Source organism: Rhodococcus sp. NPDC060176 (assembly GCF_042728675.1).
GTDB lineage: Bacteria > Actinomycetota > Actinomycetes > Mycobacteriales > Mycobacteriaceae > Rhodococcus_F.
This window is the reverse complement of sequence record NZ_JBHWYS010000003.1, coordinates 358,592-371,773: the sequence shown is the minus strand read 5'-3', so window position 1 is coordinate 371,773 and position 13,182 is coordinate 358,592. Positions and strand designations below refer to the sequence as shown.

The 13,182-nt window shown below is 63.0% G+C and carries 13 protein-coding genes; 8 read left to right on the top strand and 5 right to left on the bottom strand.

The window, feature by feature from the left end; genetic code table 11:
• Positions 1-43: 43 nt before the first annotated feature.
• A complete protein-coding gene (locus ACFWEM_RS16665; protein ID WP_214886909.1) occupies positions 44-631 on the bottom strand; it encodes a TetR/AcrR family transcriptional regulator in 588 nt (195 codons plus the stop codon).
• A 95-nt stretch (positions 632-726) separates the two neighbouring features.
• Here ACFWEM_RS16665 and ACFWEM_RS16660 point away from each other — a divergent pair, with 95 nt between their 5' ends.
• Together ACFWEM_RS16660 and ACFWEM_RS16655 are read left to right on the top strand one after the other, a co-directional pair.
• Positions 727-2,127: a cytochrome P450 gene (locus ACFWEM_RS16660; RefSeq protein ID WP_378535152.1), complete on the top strand. Its 1,401-nt coding sequence runs from the start codon at positions 727-729 to the stop codon at positions 2,125-2,127.
• Positions 2,128-2,224: 97 nt separating this feature from the next.
• Complete coding sequence (locus tag ACFWEM_RS16655) at positions 2,225-2,542, top strand: DUF4333 domain-containing protein (RefSeq protein ID WP_283307079.1); 318 nt, start codon at positions 2,225-2,227, stop codon at positions 2,540-2,542.
• A gap of 53 nt (positions 2,543-2,595) precedes the next feature.
• Here the strand turns inward: ACFWEM_RS16655 and ACFWEM_RS16650 are convergent, their stop codons facing one another.
• From ACFWEM_RS16650 to ACFWEM_RS16635, 4 genes are all read right to left on the bottom strand, one after another.
• A complete protein-coding gene (locus ACFWEM_RS16650; protein WP_378535149.1) occupies positions 2,596-3,744 on the bottom strand; it encodes an acetyl-CoA C-acetyltransferase in 1,149 nt (382 codons plus the stop codon).
• An 11-nt stretch (positions 3,745-3,755) separates the two neighbouring features.
• Complete coding sequence (locus ACFWEM_RS16645; RefSeq protein WP_378535147.1) at positions 3,756-4,412, bottom strand: TetR/AcrR family transcriptional regulator; 657 nt, start codon at positions 4,410-4,412, stop codon at positions 3,756-3,758.
• Between the two features lie 74 nt (positions 4,413-4,486).
• The gene (locus ACFWEM_RS16640; protein WP_214886906.1) at positions 4,487-5,299 is read right to left on the bottom strand and encodes an SDR family oxidoreductase; all 813 of its coding nucleotides are present in this window, start codon (positions 5,297-5,299) and stop codon (positions 4,487-4,489) included.
• On the bottom strand, positions 5,299-6,528 hold the full coding sequence (locus tag ACFWEM_RS16635) for an acyl-CoA dehydrogenase family protein (protein WP_378535145.1): 1,230 nt from the start codon (positions 6,526-6,528) through the stop codon (positions 5,299-5,301). The genes ACFWEM_RS16640 and ACFWEM_RS16635 overlap by 1 nt, the downstream gene beginning before the upstream one ends.
• Before the next feature lie 55 nt (positions 6,529-6,583).
• On the opposite strand from ACFWEM_RS16635, the gene ACFWEM_RS16630 reads away from it, so the two are divergent.
• The 6 genes from ACFWEM_RS16630 to ACFWEM_RS16605 all read left to right on the top strand — a co-directional run bounded on the left by ACFWEM_RS16630 (position 6,584) and on the right by ACFWEM_RS16605 (position 13,075).
• Positions 6,584-8,125 carry a FadD3 family acyl-CoA ligase gene (locus tag ACFWEM_RS16630; RefSeq protein ID WP_378535143.1) on the top strand — a complete coding sequence of 514 codons (1,542 nt, stop codon included), beginning with the start codon at positions 6,584-6,586 and terminating at the stop codon, positions 8,123-8,125.
• The gene (locus tag ACFWEM_RS16625; protein ID WP_230814834.1) at positions 8,122-8,994 is read left to right on the top strand and encodes an enoyl-CoA hydratase; all 873 of its coding nucleotides are present in this window, start codon (positions 8,122-8,124) and stop codon (positions 8,992-8,994) included. Before ACFWEM_RS16630 ends, ACFWEM_RS16625 begins: the two co-directional genes overlap by 4 nt.
• Complete coding sequence (locus ACFWEM_RS16620) at positions 8,994-10,154, top strand: acyl-CoA dehydrogenase family protein (protein ID WP_378448920.1); 1,161 nt, start codon at positions 8,994-8,996, stop codon at positions 10,152-10,154. The genes ACFWEM_RS16625 and ACFWEM_RS16620 overlap by 1 nt, the downstream gene beginning before the upstream one ends.
• Positions 10,151-11,116 carry an acyl-CoA dehydrogenase family protein gene (locus ACFWEM_RS16615; protein WP_378535140.1) on the top strand — a complete coding sequence of 322 codons (966 nt, stop codon included), beginning with the start codon at positions 10,151-10,153 and terminating at the stop codon, positions 11,114-11,116. The genes ACFWEM_RS16620 and ACFWEM_RS16615 overlap by 4 nt, the downstream gene beginning before the upstream one ends.
• Positions 11,113-12,165 carry an acyl-CoA dehydrogenase family protein gene (locus ACFWEM_RS16610; RefSeq protein ID WP_378535138.1) on the top strand — a complete coding sequence of 351 codons (1,053 nt, stop codon included), beginning with the start codon at positions 11,113-11,115 and terminating at the stop codon, positions 12,163-12,165. Before ACFWEM_RS16615 ends, ACFWEM_RS16610 begins: the two co-directional genes overlap by 4 nt.
• A 145-nt stretch (positions 12,166-12,310) precedes the next feature.
• Positions 12,311-13,075, top strand: coding sequence for an SDR family NAD(P)-dependent oxidoreductase (locus ACFWEM_RS16605; protein WP_003945543.1), 765 nt, complete (start codon positions 12,311-12,313; stop codon positions 13,073-13,075).
• Positions 13,076-13,182 lie beyond the last annotated feature (107 nt).

Sequence of the window (13,182 nt, the reverse complement as noted above, 5' to 3'; positions counted from 1 at the left end):
CTTGTCCATGGAAATGCCGACCGCTCCCACGCGGTCGGCATTTTCACGTTTCGAGGTCGATGCCCAACGCTCCGGAGAGGGTTCGCAGACATATCACCCTCAACTCCTCGTGAGGTATGGAAGGTTGGTCGAGCCAGTCGAGACACACGGCCCGGACGAATGCGATCCATCCCCGCACCGCGACTGCAGCGATCTGTCTTTCTTCGCCCTCGAATCCGAGTGCGTCGAGGATCCGAATCTGTTGTTGTTCGAGTTCCCGTTCGACGATTGCTCGGATACCTGCCTCAGCCGAGAGCGTCCCGACGTTGATGGCGCGCACTCCCCTACTGTGCGACTTCACGTACGCGAAGTAGGCATCCAACCCGGCTGCCACCTGTTCGCGCACCGGTAGCGTCGCGTCCGGTGCGGTCACCTCGAGCAAGTGCTGCGATTCGCGCTCGACGATTGCCGCGAAGAAGTCTCGTTTGGTAGGGAAATAGTGGTACATCAACCCGCGCGAGACGCCTGCGATCTCGGCAACCTCTTCGATCCAGACGTCCTCGTACGAGCGGTCGGCAAAAAGTTGCGCGCCGATGTCGAGCAACTGCGTGCGCCGCTGCTCTCGGTCCAGGCGTTTTCGTGGTGCGACCATAGGCAAGTCAGATTACTACTTGACACCGATTCAGTAAGGCGTACTTTGCGTACTAGACACCAATTCAGTAAGCGATCTCACCCGGGGGACACATCATGAGCGTCGACACCACTCCAGAGGCGACGACCGATGCTCGGATCCCGCATCCGGCGTGGCGCCTGCCAGTCCTAGGCGACGTCCTCGGGATCAACATTCGAACGCCACTGCAGAACTCCGTGAGCATCGGCCGCGAACTCGGCCCGATCTTTGAGAGAAATGTCCTGGGAAATCGCTTCGTCTTCGCCTCGGGCGCAGACATGGTGGCAGAACTGTCCGACGAGTCCCGGTTCGCAAAACACCTTGCACCCGGAGTGAAGGCGCTACGCGGAATCGGCGGCGACGGACTGTTCACTGCCTACAACCACGAGCCCAACTGGGGCAAGGCACACAATCTCCTGGCACCGGCGTTCAGCCAGACAGCGATGCGCTCGTACCACCGCACGATGCTCGACGTGGCCGGCGAGTTGGTCGACCATTGGGACAGTCGTGAGAGCGACTCCCCCATCGACGTCTCCGCAGACATGACCAAGCTGACGCTGGAGACCATCGGACGCACTGGATTCAGCTACTCGTTCGACTCTTTCGAACGCGAAGAGCAGCATCCGTTCGTCAAGGCAATGGTCGGAGCGCTCTCCCATTCACAGCGCACGACATTCCTGAAGTCGACTGCCCTGGGGCGAATCCTCGCACGCCGCGCCGATCAACGTGACGAGGTCCGGAAGGCGTACATGGCCGAGGTTGTGGACGAGGTGATCCGTGCCCGGCGCACAAGTACCGAGCCGGGGCCCGAAGATCTTCTCGAACTGATGCTGCGGGCGGCTCGCGAAAACGATCCCAACCGTATCGACGAACTGAACATCCGCCATCAGGTCGTGACGTTCCTCGTCGCCGGGCACGAAACAACTTCCGGCGCTTTGTCGTTCGCACTGTATTACCTCTCGCAAAACCCTGACGTACTGGCCAAGGCGCAAGCTGAGGTCGACAAGGTCTGGGAGGGCGAGGAGCCCGCATTCGAGAAGATCGCGAAACTTCGATACGTACGACGCGTCCTCGACGAATCATTGCGTCTGTGGCCGACAGCACCGGCATACGGCCGCGCGGCACTCGAAGACACCACGCTCGTCGGGAAGTATCCGATGAAGAAGGGCGATTGGATGCTCGTGCTCATCCCGTCACTTCATCGTGATCCGGTGTGGGGCAACGATCCCGAGGCTTTCGATCCGGATCGTTTCCTGCCTGCCAATATCAAGGCCAGGCCGGCGCACGTGTACAAGCCGTTCGGAACGGGTGAACGTGCCTGCATCGGAAGACAATTCGCCATTCACGAAGCGGTTCTCGTGTTGGGCACCATTTTGCAGAAATACACGATCGAGGCCGATCCGGATTACGAACTGAAGGTGGCCGAACGGCTCACCCTCATGCCCGAAGGCTTCAACTTGACGGTCCGTCGACGGTGACCTCGAAAAACTGCGTCGAGTAAGTCGGTTGAACAGTCCCAAATGCGGTAATCCCAGAGCTGGCAGCAGCGAGCACCGGCGCACCCTGGGAGTTCACATGACAAAGAGGCCTGCAGTGGGAATCGTCTTACTCTCGGTGGCATTGGCCACGGGAGCGTGCTCGGCAAGCGTCGGGACGCCGCAAGTGGACAAGTCCGAAGTCGCGAGTCAGATCTCCACTCAACTCGCGGAGAAGATCGGCGAGCCACCCGACGACGTGACGTGTCCGGAGAACCTTGACGCCGAAGTCGGCGCGACGATCACCTGCATCCTGACCGAAGAGGGCACCGAATACGACGTCACAGCTACCGTGACCAGCGTTGACGGTGAAAGCGCCAACTTCGACATCAAGGTTGCGGATGTGCCGAACAACTAACTGCTGTGCGCCTTTATTAACCGCCGGCGGTTAATAAAGGCGCACAGCAGGGATCAGATACGCTCGATAATCGTCGCGTTTGCGGTGCCGCCACCTTCACAGATGGTCAGCAGGCCGTAACGTCCGCCGGTGCGCTCTAGTTCGTTGAGCAGGGTTGCCATCAACTTGGTGCCGGTCGCGCCGAGCGGATGACCGAGTGCGATCGCGCCGCCGTTGACGTTGACCTTGGCCGGATCTGCACCGATTTCCTTGATCCAGGCCAGGACCACCGGGGCGAAAGCTTCGTTGATCTCGACGATGTCGATGTCCTCGATGCTCAGACCAGCCTTCGCGAGAGCATGCTTCGTGGCCGGTATCGGCGCGCTGAGCATGAAGATCGGGTCGTCGCCGCGTGCGCTGAGGTGATGAATCCGGGCGCGGGGCTTGAGGTTGTATTTCTCCACCGCTTCCGCCGACGCCAGCAGCAGCGCACTCGCGCCGTCGGAGATCTGGCTTGCCACTGCTGCGGTCATGCGGCCGTCTTCGACGAGAACCTTGAGCGTCGCCATCTTTTCGAGGCTGGTCTCGCGGGGTCCTTCGTCGACGGTCGCGTCACCCATGGCGACGATCTCGTTGTCGAAACGACCCGCGGCGATCGCAGCCTTGGCGCGCTCATGGCTCTGCAGTGCCCACTTCTCGAGCTCTTCGCGGCTGATGTCCCACTTCTCGGCGATCATTTCGGCGCCCTTGAACTGCGAGACTTCCTGGTCACCGTAGCGCTCGGTCCAACCGACCGAGCCCGAAGTCGGCGTGTCGAATCCGTACTGCTGACCGACGATCATCGCTGCCGAGATCGGAATCTGGCTCATGTTCTGAACGCCGCCGGCAACGATCAGATCCGCGGTGCCCGACAGGATGGCCTGAGCGCCGAAGTGCACTGCCTGCTGGCTCGAACCGCACTGACGGTCAACGGTCACCCCGGGAACGTGCTCCGGGAATCCCGCTGCGAGCCAGGACATACGGGCGATGTTGCCGGCCTGGCCGCCGATGGCGTCGACGCAACCGAAGATCACGTCGTCGACGTCACTGGGGTCGATACCGGTGCGCTCGACCAGTGCCTTGACGACGTGCGCACCGAGATCGATGGGGTGCACGCCGGACAGCGCGCCGCCCCTCTTGCCGATCGGTGTGCGAATGGCGTCGACGATGTAAACCTCGGACATAGCGTTAGCTCCTAGTTTCGTTGTGCAGCAATAATTCTTGAAGTTTTTTCAACAGTTGCCGGATCGGAGAGCCCGTCGAGCACGATCGCGAGATATTGATCCGCGACGGCGTGAGCGGAGAGGGATCCACCCGGGCGGTACCAGCGAACCGCGACCCACACGGTGTCGCGCATGAATCGGAAGACCAATTCGACGTCGATGTCGGAACGGAAGGTACCGTCCGCGACGCCGGCTTCGAGGACGCCGACCCACAGGTCCCGGAATTCGGTGTTGCGCTCGGCCAGGTAAGCGAAGCGCTCGTTCCCGACGAGATGCTTGACCTCGTCCTGGTAGATCGCCACAGCCGAATGTGAGGCGTCGATGGCCTCGTACGACGTCACGACCAGTGCTTCGAGCGTCGCGCGACTGTCCAACCCCGCCGCGACGATCTCGCGGTATTTTCCGAAGAGTTCGTCGAGGAACTGGTGCAGGATCTCGTCGACCATCGACTCCTTGGAATCGAAATGGTGATACAGGCTGCCGGACAGGATCCCGGCGGCGTCGGCGATGTCGCGGACGGTCGTCGCGCGCACTCCGCGATCGGCGAAGAGCCCCGCCGCGATCTCTAGCAGCTCGTCGCGGCGCCCGGACTTGCCGTTTGATTCGTCGGAATTTCGAGGTGGCGTCATGTATTCAATCCTATCCAGGGCCTTCCCCTGTGCGCGGTCAGCGAGTCCAGGGACTCCTTAACCGCGCACGGGGGTCAAGCCCTCTGTGAAGAAACGGAGACGATCTCACCGGTCATGTAGGTGGAGTAATCGCTGGCGAGCATCGCGATGACCGTTGCGATCTCCCAGACCTCCGCGGCGCGGCCGTAGGCCTCGCCGGAAGCCAACTGGTCGAGCAGTTCCTCACTGGTGACCTTCGCCAGGAACGCGTGACGCGCAATGGAGGGCGAGACCGCGTTGATACGGACTCCGTACTCCGCTGCTTCGATTGCGCTGCACCGAGTCAGCGCCATGACACCGGCCTTGGCTGCGGCGTAGTGCGCCTGGGAATGCTGCGCCCGCCAACCGAGAACGGACGCATTGTTCACCAGAACACCGCCGTGGGGAACGCTCTTGAAGTACCGCAGCGCGGCGCGCGTCGAACGGAAGGTGCTGTTGAGGGTGATGTCGAGAACGCGATCCCACTGATCGTCCGTCATGTCGACGACGGGAGTCTCGCCGCCCAGGCCCGCGTTGTTGACGACGATGTCGATGCGCCCCAACCTTTCGGCGGCGCCGACGAACAGCGCGTCGACCTGCTCGGTGCTCGACACGTCGCAGATGATCGATTCGACCTGCTGACCGGGGAATTCGGCCTTCAGCTTCTCCACCGTCTCACCAAGACGACGCTCGTGGAAGTCGGAGACGAGAACGTCGCCGCCTTCGAGAAGCACCCTGCGCGCAGTTGAGAAACCGATGCCGGTTCCGGCCGCGGCAGTGATGATTGCCTTCTTGCCCGCGAGCAGTCCGTGACCCGGCGTTTCCTCGGGCGCAACGGAAAGCGGGGACGCGGCTTTGGTGTCAGACATTAACGAGCCTCTCGGGGAAGACCGAGCACGCGCTCGGAAATGATGTTGCGCTGAATTTCGTTGGAGCCGCCGTAAATCGTGTCGGCGCGGGTGAAGAGGAAGAGGCGTTGCCACTCGTCGAGCTCGAGATGTTCGGGGTCGGTGATGTCCGAGGCATTGCCCTCGGAATCCGCCCAAGGCGCAACCAACGACGACGCACCTTGCACGTCCATCGCCAGCTGTCCCAGATCACGATGCCAGTTGGCCCACAACAGTTTTGCGACGGACGCTTCTCCACCACCGGTTCCGACGTCGACCGCGTCGAGAGTACGCATCGCGTGGGCGCGCATCACGCGCAGACCGACCCAGGCGCGCGCGATCTTTTCGCGGATGTGCGGATCCTGGTCACTGCCATTGGCTTTCGCCAGGTCGACGACGCCTTGGAGCTCGCGGGCAAATCCGATCTGCTGTCCGAGCGTGGAGACACCGCGCTCGAAGGTGAGCAGCCCCATCGCGATCTTCCAGCCCTCGCCGGGTTCCCCGACCACCAGATCGACGTCGGTGACGGCGTCGTCGAAGAAGACCTCGTTGAACTCCGACGTACCGGTGAGCTGCTGGATGGGCCGAACTGTCACACCGGGCTGATCCAACGGGACCAGCAGGAAGCTCAAGCCCTGATGACGCTTGGAGCCCACTTCGGTGCGGCAGACCACGAAGCACCATTGCGCGACGTGGGCCAGCGAGGTCCACACCTTCTGGCCGTTGATGATCCACTTGCCGTTTTCGAGGCGTGCGGTGGTGGAGACGTTCGCGAGGTCGGAACCGGCGCCGGGCTCGGAGTAGCCCTGCGACCACAGTTCACTGACCGTGTTGATGCCCGGAAGGAATCGACGCTTCTGCTCATCGGTGCCGTACGCGATCAGCGTCGGGCCGAGCAGCTCTTCACCGATGTGGCTGACGCGAGCGGGCGCGCCGGCCTTCGCGTACTCCTGATGGAAGATGACCTGCTGAGCGATGCTTGCTCCCCGTCCGCCGAATTCCTTCGGCCACCCGAGGCACGTCCATCCCGCGGCTGCGAGGTGCTTGTCCCACTCGAGTCGTTGCTCGAAGAACTCGTGCTCGCTGCCGGGGCCGCCCTTACCCTTGAGCTGGGCGAATTTGCCCGTCAAGTTCTCGGCCAACCACTGCGCGACCGTGGTCGCAAACTCGTCGTCCGTCATCTGCCCGTCCGGGCTCTCGCTCTGGTCCACATATGTAAGATAACCTACCAAGCACTTGCTAGGTAGCGTGTCAGGTAGGAGTCCAGTGACCGAACAACCGAGAACCATCCCATCAGCCCTCATCCGGGCCGCCGAGGAGTTCGGTGAGCGCACGGCTATCGCCGATGGCGACACCCGACCGACCTTCGCACAGCTACACCAGCGTGTCCGCGATTTCGCCGGCGCACTGATCAACCGTGGGGTGAACGCAGGCGACCGCGTCGTCATCTGGGCGCCCAACACATACCACTGGGTGATCGCCCTGCTCGGCGCTCAGTACGCCGGCGCAGCCATCATTCCGATCAACACTCGATACACCGGCACCGAAGCTCTCGACATCATCGAGCGCGTCGACGCCGCAGCTCTGGTCATCGTCGGCACGTTCCTCAAGGCCGATCGGTACCAGCAGTTGCTCGACGCCAACCCGAGCCTGTCGATCCCCACCGTCATCCAGGTACCGATCGACGGAAACGACGACCGTGACGGCGTCATCGAGTTCGAGGACTTCCTCGCGCTCGCCACCGACGCCGCCCGCACCGAGGCCGATTCGCGTGCTGCGAAGGTGCAGCCCGACGACGTCAGCGACATCCTCTTCACCTCCGGCACCACGGGACGCAGCAAGGGCGCGATCACCGCGCATCGTCAGTCCATCGCCGTTGCCAAGTCGTGGGGCGAATGCGCCGAGGTCACCGCTGACGACAACTTCCTCATCATCAGCCCGTTCTTCCACACCTTCGGGTACAAGGCCGGAATCCTGGTCTGTCTGTTGAACGGTGCGACGATCGTGCCGGTGTCCGTCTTCAACATCGACGACACCCTCGCACTGGTCAACAGCGAGAAGATCAGCATCCTGCCCGGCGCCCCGACGATCTACCAGACCATCCTCGACCACCCCCGCCGCAGCGAGTACGACCTGTCCTCGCTCCGCATCGCGATCACCGGCGCCGCACCCGTGCCGGTTGCTCTCGTCGAGCGCATGCAGGCAGAGCTTTTCGACGCCGTCCTCACGGCATACGGCCTGACCGAGGCGGTCGTTGCGACGATGTGCCGCACCGACGACGATCCGGTCACCGTCTCCACCAGTTCCGGCCGCGCGACAGCCGATTTCGAGGTCAAGATCGGCGACCAGGGCGAGATCCTGCTTCGTGGACCGAACGTCATGCTCGGGTACCTCGACGACCCGGAATCCACCGCCAAGGCAATCGACGCCGACGGCTGGCTGCACACCGGAGACATCGGAACCCTCGACGAGCGTGGATATCTCGACATCACCGACCGTCTCAAGGACATGTACGTCAGCGGCGGATTCAACGTCTACCCCGCCGAGATCGAGGGCATGTTGGCTCGCCTGCCCGGTGTCCACGAATCGGCTGCCATCGGCATCCCCGATCACCGGATGGGAGAGGTGGGCCGCGTCTACATCGCCCAACTCGACGGTGCCGGCCTCACCGAAGAGTCGGTGATCGCGTTCCTCAAAGAGAAGATCGCCGGCTTCAAGGTGCCCCGCGAGGTGCGCTTCGTCGATCACCTGCCCCGAAACCCTTCGGGCAAGGTCCTCAAAACGGTTCTGCGCGAGGAACAGTCATGACCGTTCCTTTCGAAGCCGACGTCGTGACCTACGAGGTTCGCGACTCGGTCGCCGTCGTGACCTTGAATCGTCCCGATTACCGCAACGCCCAGAACTCGGTCGTGACGTATGCCCTCGACGCGGCATTCCAGCGCGCCGTCGAAGACGACGACGTGAAGGTGATCGTCCTGGCAGGCAACGGACCTCACTTCAGTGCCGGTCACGACCTGGGGACCCCGGGACGCGACCATCACGTCGAGTACGAGAACAAGGCCACCATGTGGTGGGATCACGTCGACAAGCCAGGCGGTGACCAGCGTTTCGCCCGCGAGATGGAGGTCTACCTGGGCATGTGCCGTCGCTGGCGGGAGATCCCCAAACCCACCATCGCGATGGTGCAAGGCGCCTGCATTGCCGGCGGACTCATGCTCGCCTGGGTCTGCGACATGATCGTCGCGTCCGACGACGCCTTCTTCTCCGATCCCGTTGTCCGCATGGGCATCCCCGGCGTCGAATACTTCGCGCACCCATGGATGGTCGGTTCACGATTCGCCAAGGAAATGCTCTTCACCGGCGATCGGTTCACCGCGCAACGTGCCTATGAAATCGGCATGGTGAACCGCGTCGTCGCCCGCAAGCACCTCGAGAAGGAGACGTTCGAGCTCGCTGGACGTATCGCCGAGATGCCGCGCTTCGGACTGGCTTTGACCAAGAAAGCCGTCAATCAGTGCGAGGACCAGATGGGGATGCGTAACGGCATCGATTCCGTCTTCGGTCTGCATCACTTCGCTCACGCTCACAACGCCGAGGTAGGCAAAGACTCGCTTGGTGGTCTCGACGCCAAAGCTATGGCTGCCAGTGCTCGCACACCGCAGGAAGGAACAAACTAGTGGATCTCGTATTTGACGACGCCACAACCGCATTCCGTGACGAGGTCCGCTCGTTCCTGGAGGCGAACGTCCCCGCCACTCCGCTCAAGTCCATGGACACGGCCGAGGGCTTCGAAGAACATCGGCAGTGGGAACACACCCTCGCCGACGCCGGTTACGCCGTCGTCTCCTGGCCCAAGGAACTCGGTGGCCGCGACGCGTCCCTGCTCGAATGGGTCGTCTTCGAGGAGGAATACTACCGCTCGGGTGCGCCCGGTCGCGTAAGCCAGAACGGCATCTTCCTGTTGGCTCCCACACTGTTCGAGCATGCAAATGCCGAGCAGTTGGCTCGCATCATGCCGCGTATGGCTCGTGCCGACGACATCTGGGCACAGGCTTGGTCCGAGCCCGAGTCCGGTTCCGACCTCGCGAGCCTGCGTTCGAGCGCCAAGAAGGTCGACGGCGGTTGGCTGCTCAACGGCCAGAAGACGTGGAGTTCGCGCGCCAGCTACGCAGACTGGGGCTTCGGCTTGTTCCGCTCCGATCCGGATGCGCAGCGCCACAAGGGCATCACGTATTTCATGTTCGACCTCCGCTCGAAGGGTGTCACCGTTCGCCCGATCGATCAGCTCGACGGTGAGCCCGGCTTCGCCGAGATCTTCCTCGAGGACGTCTTCGTTCCGGACGACCCGTCCAACCCCGGCGAGTCCGGTGTGATCGGAAACGTCAACGAAGGTTGGCGCGTCGCGATGAGCACCGCAAGCAACGAGCGTGGTCTCTCGCTGCGCAGCCCCGGCCGCTTCCTCGCGACAGTCGACCGCCTGCTCGAGCTGTACAAGTCCAGCGGACGCACTGACGACAGCGCGCTGCGCAACCAGGTCGCCGACGCCTGGATCGGCGCTCGCGCTTACCAACTCAACACATTCGGCACCGTCACCCGTCTGGCCGACGGTGGACAGCTCGGCGCCGAGTCCTCGATCAACAAGGTCTTCTGGTCCGAGTGGGATATCGCCACCCACGAGACTGCTCTCGAACTTCAGGGCCCTGAAGCCGAGTTGGCCGACAACTGGATGGACGGATACCTGTTCTCCCTGTCCGGCCCGATCTACGCAGGCACCAACGAGATTCAGAAAAACGTCATCGCTGAGCGTCTGCTCGGCCTACCGAAGGCGGACCGATGAGATTCGCGCTCGACTCCTCCCACCAGGACTTCGCTGCAAGCATCGATGCGCTGCTGACCAAGTCCGACATGCCCGCCGTCATCCGTTCGTGGAACGACGGTGACACCGAGCCTGGCAAGAAGCTCTGGCAGCGCCTTGCCGAGACCGGCGTCAACGGCCTCGTCATCTCCGAAGAGCACGACGGGCTCGGCGCCGACGCCGTCGACCTGGTCGTTGCGCTCGAACAGCTCGGTCGCCACGCAGTACCCGGACCGGTCGTCGAAACGATCGCCGTGGCGCCGACGCTCTTGGCTTCCGTTGCACCGGAACGTCTCTCTGCTCTCGCTGAGGGTGCGCTCGCAACCGTCGCCGCTCCCCCGCACACACCGTTTGCGCTCGACGCCAATGCAGTGGACCTGGTGCTACTTGCACAGGACGGTTCCGTCTCGCTCGGCGTCCCCGGCGAGGCCAAGGCGTCGGTGGATCTCTCCCGCAAGCTCTACGAGGTTTCCGCCGGCGAATCGCTGGGCTCCGCAGACTTCTCGGCAGCCTTCGACATTGGCGCTCTTGCCACTGCCGCGCAGTTGCATGGTCTCGGCCAGACACTGCTCGAGGTCACCACCGAATACGCTAAGCAGCGCAAGCAGTTCGGCAAGGTCATCGGACAGTTCCAGGCCATGAAGCACCACCTGGCCGAGGTTGCCGTCTCCCTCGAAATGGCTCGCCCCCTGCTGCACGGTGCAGCACTGTCGGTTCGCGATCAGTCCGCAGACGCCTCGCGTGACATTTCAGCCGCCAAGGTCGCGTGCGGCGATGCCGCCTACAAGGCCGCCCGCGTCGGACTCCAGGTTCACGGCGCCATCGGCTACACGATGGAACATGACCTCTCCCTGTGGCTCACCAAGGTGCGAGCATTGCTCACCGCGTGGGGCACGCCGTCCGAGCACCGCGCACGCGTCGTCGAAGCACTGGTTGCATCATGAGCATCGACACCGAAGACCAGGCAGCACTGCGTGCGTCGGTACGCGATCTCCTGAGCAAGCATTCCGACTCCGCTGCCGTCCGCGCCGCCATCAACACCGAGATCGGCTACGACGCCGCGTTGTGGAGCAAGCTGTGCGAGCAGATCGGCGTCGCCGCGCTGGCGATTCCCGAGGAGTTCGACGGCGTGGGAGCAGGTTTGGGCGAGGTACACGTGGTCCAGGAGGAACTGGGCCGCACGCTGACACCCTCACCGATGTTGGGTTCCGCAATTCTTGCCGCACAGGCACTGCTGCTTTCCGGTGACAACGACGCATGCTCGCGACTGCTGCCCGGTGTCGCGGCCGGTGAGAGCACGCTCGCCCTGTGCTGGGCGGGTGCCGCTGGTTGGAGCACCTTCGGCGTCGAGGCAACCGAGGATGCGTTGACCGGCACGGCGTCGTACGTCCTCGACGGGCACGTCGCAGACACCCTGCTCGTTCTGACTGCCGACGGATTCTACGAAGTGGATCCCGCCGCCGAGGGCGTCTCCCGCCGACGCGTCCCCACCATGGATCCGACACGACCGCTGGCGGAGGTCACGTTCTCCGGTGTTCGCGGTCGACCACTGCAGTGGTCAGAAGATCTGGTCGATCGAATCCGAACCGTCGTCCTGATCGCGTTGTCTGCAGAGCAGGTCGGCGCAGCCGCAGCGATCGTCGAACAGACCGTCGAATACACCAAGTCGCGCAAGCAGTTCGGTCGCGCGATCGGTTCTTTCCAGGCACTCAAGCACCGGATGGCTGACATGTACACGTTGGTCGAGACGGCGCGGTCGATGACCTACGCCGCAGTGGCGACGCAGTCGGCCGACGACGCGGCGGTGGCGAAGGTCTACTGCTCGGAAGCGTTGCAGCAGATCACCTCCGAAGCGGTTCAGTTGCACGGTGGAATCGCGATCACCTGGGAGCACGACGCTCAGCTGTACTTCAAGCGTGCACACGGTAGCGCTCAGCTTTTCGGTCAGCCGAGCACCTACCTGCCGAGCCTCGCGCAGGCAGCGGGCCTCTAGGAGACGTCGGTGCTTGTTCGCTCGGGATTGCGAGCGAACAAGCACCAATGGTGCCCAGTCAGTGGAATGCCCAGCAGATTAATAGCTCTGGATCGCGCAGAATCGAAACCAGACAGCTGTCCATCCCACAGACCGGAGTTTTCTCGTGAATCGATTCGACGACAAGCGCGTCCTCATCAGCGGCGCAGGATCCGGAATCGGCCAGGCCACCGTTGCCCGCATCCTGGCAGAAGGTGGCACCGTCGTCGCCGCCGACATTTCCGAGACCGGCCTCGAACAAACGCTGAACGCAGCGAAGGACGCAGGCCATTCCGATCGCCTCACCACGGTGAAGGTCGACATCTCCAGCGAAGAGTCTGTTCGCGAACAGGTCGGCGCTGCGATCAAGGCTCTGGGCGGTCTCGACGTTTTGGTCAACGCGGCGGGCATTCTGCGCTCCGCGCACACCCACGAGATGACACTCGATTTCTGGAACACCGTCATCGGGGTCAACCTCACCGGAACGTTCCTCATGACGAGGGAGTCCCTGCCGGCACTGCTCGAAAGCGGAGCAGGCGTCGTGGTCAACTTCAGTTCCACTTCGGCGACATTCGCCCACCCCTACATGACGGCGTACGCAGCGTCGAAGGGTGGAATCCAATCCTTCACGCACGCACTCGCTCTCGAGTACAGCAAGCAGGGCCTCCGCGCCGTGGCCGTCGCACCCGGCAGCATCGCGTCGGGCATGACGTCCGATCCCGGATTCCCGGCCGACATCGACTTCACGCTGCTCGGCAAGCTGGCCCCGGCGATCGGTGAGGGTTTCGCTCCCCCGTCCGCGGTCGCCGGCGTGATCGCGATGCTCGCTTCCGAGGACGGCTCCTTTGTCACCGGAACGGAAATCCGCATCGACGGCGGCACGCATATGTGACCACCTGCTGTGCGCCTTTATTAACCGCCCGCGGTTAACAAAGGCGCACAGCAGCGAGGCGGCATACTTGTCTGGTCGCTCGGAACCGGTCCGGCGGTACGACGTGC